General features: G+C 40.8%; 5 protein-coding genes. 1 reads left to right on the top strand and 4 read right to left on the bottom strand.

All coding sequences use genetic code 11. From position 1 onward, the window contains the following. Positions 1-151: 151 nt before the first annotated feature. From J2S23_RS10990 to J2S23_RS10975, 4 genes are all read right to left on the bottom strand, one after another. Positions 152-928, bottom strand: a complete 777-nt coding sequence (locus J2S23_RS10990) for an SDR family oxidoreductase (RefSeq protein ID WP_307122761.1) — start codon at positions 926-928, stop codon at positions 152-154. A gap of 66 nt (positions 929-994) precedes the next feature. Beyond that, on the bottom strand, positions 995-2,347 hold the full coding sequence (locus J2S23_RS10985) for an MATE family efflux transporter (RefSeq protein ID WP_307122760.1): 1,353 nt from the start codon (positions 2,345-2,347) through the stop codon (positions 995-997). Positions 2,348-2,604: 257 nt separating this feature from the next. Continuing rightward, positions 2,605-3,486 (bottom strand): 4-hydroxy-tetrahydrodipicolinate synthase, encoded by an 882-nt coding sequence (gene dapA / locus J2S23_RS10980; RefSeq protein ID WP_307122759.1) that lies wholly within the window; start codon positions 3,484-3,486, stop codon positions 2,605-2,607. 29 nt (positions 3,487-3,515) lie between these two features. After that, entirely contained in the window at positions 3,516-4,592 is a 1,077-nt protein-coding gene (locus tag J2S23_RS10975) for an aspartate-semialdehyde dehydrogenase (protein ID WP_307122758.1), read from the bottom strand. A 240-nt stretch (positions 4,593-4,832) separates the two neighbouring features. Here J2S23_RS10975 and J2S23_RS10970 point away from each other — a divergent pair, with 240 nt between their 5' ends. After that, positions 4,833-7,550: a 5'-nucleotidase C-terminal domain-containing protein gene (locus J2S23_RS10970; RefSeq protein ID WP_370868720.1), complete on the top strand. Its 2,718-nt coding sequence runs from the start codon at positions 4,833-4,835 to the stop codon at positions 7,548-7,550. Positions 7,551-8,001 lie beyond the last annotated feature (451 nt).

Here is an 8,001-nt window from a genome sequence, read left to right as displayed (position 1 = left end):
AAAATTGGATCAATCATTATCCTAAGAAAATACTGAACTATTTGTCTCCTGCACAGTTTCTTAAAAATGGCTAACTTCTACTTGAAATTTAGCAAAAGCAACTAAAAAAAATCAGATGGACTACGAACGCCCATCCAATTCTTTCTTTAGCTTACAATAAGGAATCATCGTTCCACAAGGTGCGGTCAATAGGTTGTGGCCCAAATGTTTGAGAAACTGGAACGATTTCGATACGACTAATATTAACATGTGCTGGTTGCTCTAAGGCCCAAAGAACTGTGTTTGCAATATCCTCAGGCTGGATACTGCCTGCCCCATCATACAGTTTGGTTGCTCTGTCGTCATCCCCCTTAAAACGAACATTGGAAAATTCGGTTCCACCACAAAGACCTGGCTCAATATTGGTAACACGAATCCGCGTTCCGGCTAAATCTGCCCGTAAATTTTGACTAAATTGTTTGACATAAGCTTTAGTCGCTCCATAGACATTCCCTCCTGGATAGGGAACTGTTCCTGCTGTAGACCCTATATTGATAACATGACCCTGATTTCGAGAGACCATGGTAGGCAAAATCTTTCGAGTCACATAGGTCAACCCTATAATGTTGGTATTTATCATTGTCTGCCAATCCTCAAAACTCGCTTCAAATGCAGGATCAAGTCCTAGTGCTAACCCAGCATTATTGACAAGGACATCAATTTCTTGCCATCCAACTGGTAGACTAGCTAAGGCTTTGTCAACCTGTTCTGGCTGAGAGACGTCCATCTGTAAAGGGTAAAACTGCTCTCCCAGTTCCTCTTGAATGCGTTGCAATTTTTCATAACGTCTTGCAGCTCCAATGACCTTGTATCCTTTTTCAACTAAAGTTTGACAAATGTTTTGGCCAAAACCTGCAGAAGCTCCTGTAACTAAAATAATTTGTGACATCATAATCCTCCTTAGTTTATGGTAATCATTTCAACTGATTAGCCTAGATAATTTGAAATCCATTATTTATTTTTTAAGACCATCAAACCGTCTTTGAATAGTGGTTAATCGCTTAGAAAGCAATAATCCACTTGAAAATATTCCTAGAATCAAACCAACCCAATAACTGTAAGGACCTAAAGGGGTTAACCACTCAAGTAAAAAAGCACTTGGCAAGGAAATCCCCCAATAAGCGATAACACCTAATAAAAAAGGAAGTCGTGTATCCTTGTATCCCCTTAAAATCCCCTGTACGGGAGCTGTGAAGGCATCTGCCAGCTGAAAGAATAGACTATAAGTTAGAAATATTCCAGTCCGTTCTATAAATGAAGGGTCAGTTCCGTATAGGGCTGCTACCTTGTAGCGGAATAAAAACAAAAAGATTAAAGTGATGGAAACAAAGCCGAATGCTAATAAACGGCCAATCCTAGCATACTGTCTCGCTTCTTCATATCGCCTAGCACCGACCTCATAAGACACCGCAATCGGTAAGGCTGTTGCAATTGAAACAGGAAAGGCATACATTAAACTGGCAAAATTCATGGCAGCTTGATGAGAAGCTATCAAGGCTGTCGAATACTTAGCCATTAGAAGGCCTACTACAGCAAAGATAGCCACTTCTGCAAAGATAGCACCCCCTATCGGTAAACCGAGTCGAAATCCTGAGGACATGTCCTTGACATCAATAGAAGACAACTCCCATAAACGATAGGCCTTAACTTTTGGATGCAACATTAGGATAGCTACCACAAGCATTAACACAAACCAGTAGGCTAAAGCTGTTCCCAAACCGGCTCCAGCTCCTCCCATTTCGGGTAATCCCATTTTGCCAAAAATAAGCACGTAATTAAAAAAGGAATTTAAAGGAACCAAGAGGAGCATTAACACCATGGAAAGACGCGTTAGTCCCAAAGCATCAAACAAACTGCGACACACACTGAATAAAAACAGCGGAAAAATCCCTAGTGAAAGCCAAGACAAATAGTTACTAGCGACCTGATAAACAGACTCTTCCAATCCTAGAAGAGCAAGGACATGATCCGCACCCAATTGGACAAGAATCCAAAAAAATAAGGATAGCCCGATGCTCATATAGGTAAACTGGTGAAATTCCCGCGATACACTTTTTTCATCGCCTCGCCCTAAATGTTGACCAACTATTGGTACTAAGGCAGAGACAATCCCCGTTAAAAAGGTAAAAAATGGATTCCAAAGGCTGGTTGCCATCGACACTCCAGCCAGGTCTACTGTAGCATATCGGCCAGTCATCATGGTGTCAATAAAGGAGGCCGAATAATTAGCAAGCTGGTAAATCAAGATAGGAAGAAACAGTAAAGCAAATAAGCGTATTTTTTCTCCTGACGAATGAGTCTTATACATATCATCTCCTTGCTGCTATTATACCACATTTACCAGACAATATTTCTACCTCCGATTCAATAAAGCTGTTCTTAACAATGGGTTATTTTCACCGCTAAAGACAAACTTAAAATGCTAAAAGGTATAGACAACCGTCCAGCCTTTTAGCATTTGAGAACTCTTACATAGAACCCTTCCATTGTTTTCTAACGTTTTAAACATAGATGTTTTAAGGCCAAAATTAAGAATTAAAACGTTCTCATTAAAGCATCAGTAATCTATTGTTCAACGATTTCAACAATCTTTTTCGCTTCCTCATCCGTACAGGCCACCAAAGGCAAACGCAAGGGACCAGCTTCAAAACCGCGATAATTGAGGACGGCCTTAACAGGTGCAGGACTAGGAACAGAGAACAGAGCAGATACTTTTGGTACAAGCTGGCGCTGAATTTGAGCTGCCCTAGCTAAATCCTGATCACTGATCGCCTCAAACATTTCATAGAACTCATCCCCATTGGTATGAGAAGCAACGCTGACTAATCCATCTGCCCCCAATGCCATGGCATGAAAAGCTAAATTGTCCTCCCCTGAATAAACTAAGAAATCATCTGGCTTATGTTCGATTAAGTAGGCCAAATTATCCAAGTCGGTACAGTCTTTAATGGCTATAATATTTGGTAGTGCTGCGAGACGAAGCGTTGTCTCAGGTGCTAGTGCTGTCACTACACGACCAGGAACATTATAGAGCATGATTGGTAAGTCACTTGCCTCAGCAATAGCTTTGAAATGTTGGTATAATCCTTCCTGACTTGGTTTATTGTAATAAGGAACAATCGCCAATCCCGCATCAAAGCCACCAAAAGCAGCAACTTCCTTGGCAAACTCAACCGAATCTCGTGTATCATTGGTACCGATACCTGCGATCAACGGAACGCGACCATCAACAATTTCTTGTACAGCAGCAAAGAGTTCTAACTCTTCATCGTGTGTTAATGTAGGACTTTCTCCAGTCGTTCCTGCAAGAAGTATACCCTCTGTGTGGTGGTCAAGTAAATAGTTAATCAATTTTGGTAAGGCTTCAAAATTGATGTCGCCATTTTCCTTAAAGGGAGTCACTAGGGCGGTTATAATACGTGCATTTTTTAACGTTTCTAAAGACATAAGTTCCCTCCTATATTTGGGAATCTGAATTACTTCAAATCAAAAACAAGGTTCTCTGTTGGACGAACAAGACCACGGAGATGCAATTCCTCAGCGATTTGGACAGAGTTCCATGCAGCACCTTTTAGTAAGTTATCAGAAACGACCCACATATGAATGCCTTTTTCAGCATCCAAGTCTTTGCGGATACGTCCGACAAAAGTATCACGACTTCCAACGGCATTAATCGCTTGAGGATAGGTTTGTGTTGAGACATCATCTTCAAGAACAGCACCTGGGAAGGCAGCAATGGCAACTTTAACGTCCTCTATTGGGGCCACTTCTTTTGTTTCAATGTAGACAGACTCAGAATGACCAGATAAGACTGGAATACGCACACAGGTTGCTGATACAGCAATACTGTCGTCTTCCATAATCTTCTTGGTCTCATTTGTCATCTTCATCTCTTCATAGGTATAATCATTATCTGTAAAGACATCGATTTGAGGAAGAGCGTTAAAAGCGATTGGATAGTGTTTCTTATCACCACCTGATGGTAAAATATTTGCTGTGACATCTTTAGGGGCTACGCCATCATTTAAGATTTGACGGTATTGGTTTTCTGTTTCATTGATAGCAGACTGTCCAGCACCAGAAACAGCTTGATAAGTCGAAACGATAACACGCTCTAATCCCCATTGCTGACGAACAGGTTCTAAAGCAACCATCATTTGAATGGTCGAGCAGTTAGGACAAGCAATGATACCCTTATGATCTGCAAGAGCATGTCCGTTAACTTCAGGGACAACTAAAGGAACATCCTTGTTCATGCGGAAATAAGAGGTATTGTCAACAACTACTGCACCAGCTTTAACTGCATAGGGTGCATATTTTGCCGACGTTGAACCACCTGCTGAGAAAAGAGCAATGTCAACACCTTCAAACGCATCTTCTGTTGTTTCTTCGATAACAATTTCCTGACCCTTGTATGCCAACGTTTTTCCAGCTGACCGAGCAGACGCTAGAAAGCGGACTTTGTCAATAGGAAGAGAAGACTCCTCCAACATCTGAATCATGCGTGTTCCAACAGCGCCAGTCGCGCCAACCAAAGCAACAGTGTATCCCATAGATAATACCTCAACTCATTTCAAAATAATGTAATGGTCTCATTATACTCTATTTTAATGAATTTTTAAAGTATTCTGATAAAATTTAAAAATTATTTAAGCACTCATATAATAATAGGTCGACCAAAGCGTTTTTACATTTATAGCCCTTTTATTTTTTCCAAACATTTACAGCGTTTTCATCTAAAATTCATTCGACTTTTGGTATAATTAAAGTATCACATAAAAAAAGGAGTTCTTATGAAAAAGAAACCGTTTATTGTTACCTCATCAATGGTTTTACTATCAACTTTCTTGCTAAGTCAAGGGCAGACAACTGTTAAGGCCTCTGAAACTGTTAATCCAGCAAATGACTCCCTTGCAACAACATCTGCTATAACACCAGCAAGCGATAATACGACTGAGGGTGCTCTTACAGAAGAAACTGAAGCAGCTTTACCAGCTGACAATCAGTCCCCAGCAACAAGCGAGGAAATTGTTCCATCCGAAACGACTAATGAAACTGAAACATCAGAGCCTGTTGCAATCTCAGAGAAAGCTGATTCCCAAGATTCAAATGCGCCGTCTGACGCAAATACAGCCGTAGCAGCAAGCGATGACACAACATCTAAATCAACTGTTATTCTTCACACCAATGATATCCACGGCCGTATGCTTGAGGATAGAGGGGTCATTGGACTCGCCAAGTTGGCAACTGTTGTTGAAGAAGAGCGCGAAAAAGCGGACCAAACAACTCTCGTTCTTGATGCTGGTGATGCTTTTCAAGGCTTACCTATTTCAAACGCCAGCAAAGGGGTTGAATTAGCAAAAGCCATGAATGCGATTGGTTACGATGCTATGGCAGTTGGTAACCATGAGTTTGACTTTAGTTTAGAACAAGCTCAAGCCTATAAAGAAATTTTAGAATTTCCTCTCCTATCAGCCAATACCTATGTTGATAATGTTCGTTTATTTGAAGCCTCTACTATCGTAGATAAAACCCCTGATACACCAGGTGACGAATTTGTTGTCATTGGTGTCACAACCCCTGAAACTGCTACCAAAACACACCCCAAAAACGTGAAGAATGTGATTTTTGCTGATCCTATCTCAGAAGTCAAAAAAGCGATTGAGCAGGTTGAAGCTAATGGTAGAGCTGAAGGTAAATCTTACAACAACTATATTATTTTAGCCCATTTGGGTATTGATGAAAGTACGCCATCTGAATGGCGTGGAGATACTCTTGCTCAAGCCTTATCAGAATTTGCGGTCTTGACAGGCAAAACTGTCATTGTGATCGATGGTCATTCCCATTCCGTTAGTACTGCTACATATGGTGCTAATGTGACCTATACTCAAACCGGTAGTTACCTCAACAACATTGGGAAAATTACGTTAACCAACAATACCGTAACACCTGACTTTATTAAAGCAGCTGATACAGCAAGTCTCGTACCTAATGACCAAGTAGCTGCCATAGTCGCTGAAGCAAAAGCTAAATTTGACACGGAAAATGCCAAAATTGTTGTGGATAACAATACTGTTGAACTCAACGGTGACCGTTCGAATGTCAGGGTTCGAGAAACCAATTCAGGAAATGCCATTACAGATGCTCTTTACGATTATGGCCAAACTGGGTTCACCAATAAGACTGATTTAGCCGTCACCAATGGTGGCGGAATTCGCGAAACAATTCTTGCCAATCAACCTATTACAAAAGGTGATATCATTGCTGTCCTCCCATTTGGTAACATCATTTCTCAAATCGAGGTCAAGGGAAGTCAAATTCTTCAAATGTTTGAAAAATCCCTCAGCTCAGCTCTTCAAACCAACGATGACGGCTCTCATGTTACGGATGAAAATGGCCAACCTCTCTTTAGTGCAGCAGGCTTCTATCTCCAAGTTTCAGGTGCTAAAGTATACTATAACCCATTAGCTGAATCAGGTAACCGTGTTCTAAAAATCGAAGTGTTAAATAAAGAGACAGGAACTTACGATGCCCTAGACACTGAGAAAAACTACTATCTAGCAACTAATGACTTTGTGGCTGCAGGTGGTGACGGTTACGACATGTTAGGTGGAGCTAGGGAAGAGGGACCTTCCATGGATGAAGTCTTTGCAGATTTCCTCGCAAAAACACCTGACCTTTCTAAGTATGCTTCTATAACAAGTAATGAGCGTGTTATCCCATTAACACCTGAAGCAGACGTTGATGGTGATGGCATTTCTAATCAAGATGAATTAGAGCAAGGAACTGATCCTTTTGTTAAGGATGAAGCCCCTCAACCTGCTCCTCAGCCACAGCCAAAACCTCAACCTAAGCCTAATCCTGAAACCAAACCTCAGCCAAAACCAAATCCGTCAGTACCAACCTACCGTCCTGGCTATTATACACCAACAACTGAGCAACCAAAGGACAGTCGAATAGTCCTTTATGACCTCGAAACGGGTGTTTATGTTGCTCTAGGTAATGGCGAAAGTATTCCTGCAACAGGAATCCGTGTTGTCCATCTTGATGCAAACTCTTCTAGTATTCCTAATGTTCTAGAAGGCAAAGATTTTGACCTTTATGATATCGAAGTGATTGACGCACAAGACAAGGAATTAGACATCACTCATGCAGCGCTTGTTACTCTTCCTATTGACTCTGGGAAGATCGTTGAAGCTGTTCTTTACCTGCCAACTGACGACTCATCCGTTTCACTTGAATTTACCCAAACGATTGCCTATGATGAGCATGGGCATGCTTATGATGCAGTTGTTTTCTGGGCAGAGCATTTTAGTAAATACGCTGTTGTTTATGCTAGTACTGCTGCTTCAAGTTCGACTCAAACAAGTGGCGTTTCTGTTAGCCAATCAAGCACAACTTCTCCAGTTCTTCCTAAAACTGGAGATAGCGGATCTCTTTTGTCCTTCTTAGGTCTTGGCCTATTCTCAAGCTTAGGGCTCCTAAAGTCCAAAAAACAGAAAGAGGAATAGCTTTATCGAGGTCCCAACACTAGACAAATTTTAGTCATCCTTCATCGTTAAGGCACACTAGACAGTAAAGCACTCCAACAGTTAGTTATCATCTAGCAATTGGGGTGCTTTTCCTACGAGATCAGCTTGGAACGCAGAAAACGATGGGTTATCTCTAATCAAAAATAATCCTGAAAGTCTCAAGCTTAGACAAGTCAAAACATCTACGACCTTTTTCAAAACAAAATGATATCCTAAAGATACTGGATAAGTTTAAGAGCACAGCCTTAGACAGTGCTATTAAATAAGCTTTAAGTTATCGATTTTTATATCTTATCATTATCATAATAGATTTCAAGACTGCACTTTTCATGAAGATGCTAAATTTCAAGTAGAAGTTAGCCATTTTTAAGAAACTGTGCAGGAGACAAATAGTTCAGTATTTTCTTAGGATAATGATTGATCCAATTTT

Source organism: Streptococcus moroccensis, from assembly GCF_030812835.1.
In the GTDB taxonomy this organism is placed as follows: domain Bacteria; phylum Bacillota; class Bacilli; order Lactobacillales; family Streptococcaceae; genus Streptococcus; species Streptococcus moroccensis.
This window is presented reverse-complemented; position numbering and strand designations above follow the sequence as displayed.

Bases quoted from the DNA above. Each gene is read 5' to 3' on its own strand.
- J2S23_RS10985 (WP_307122760.1), bottom strand. From the start codon at position 2,347: ATGTATAAGACTCATTCGTCAGGAGAAAAAATACGCTTATTTGCTTTA.
- J2S23_RS10990 (WP_307122761.1), bottom strand. From the start codon at position 928: ATGTCACAAATTATTTTAGTTACAGGAGCTTCTGCAGGTTTTGGCCAA.
- J2S23_RS10970 (WP_370868720.1), top strand. From the start codon at position 4,833: ATGAAAAAGAAACCGTTTATTGTTACCTCATCAATGGTTTTACTATCA.
- dapA (WP_307122759.1), bottom strand. From the start codon at position 3,486: ATGTCTTTAGAAACGTTAAAAAATGCACGTATTATAACCGCCCTAGTG.
- J2S23_RS10975 (WP_307122758.1), bottom strand. From the start codon at position 4,592: ATGGGATACACTGTTGCTTTGGTTGGCGCGACTGGCGCTGTTGGAACA.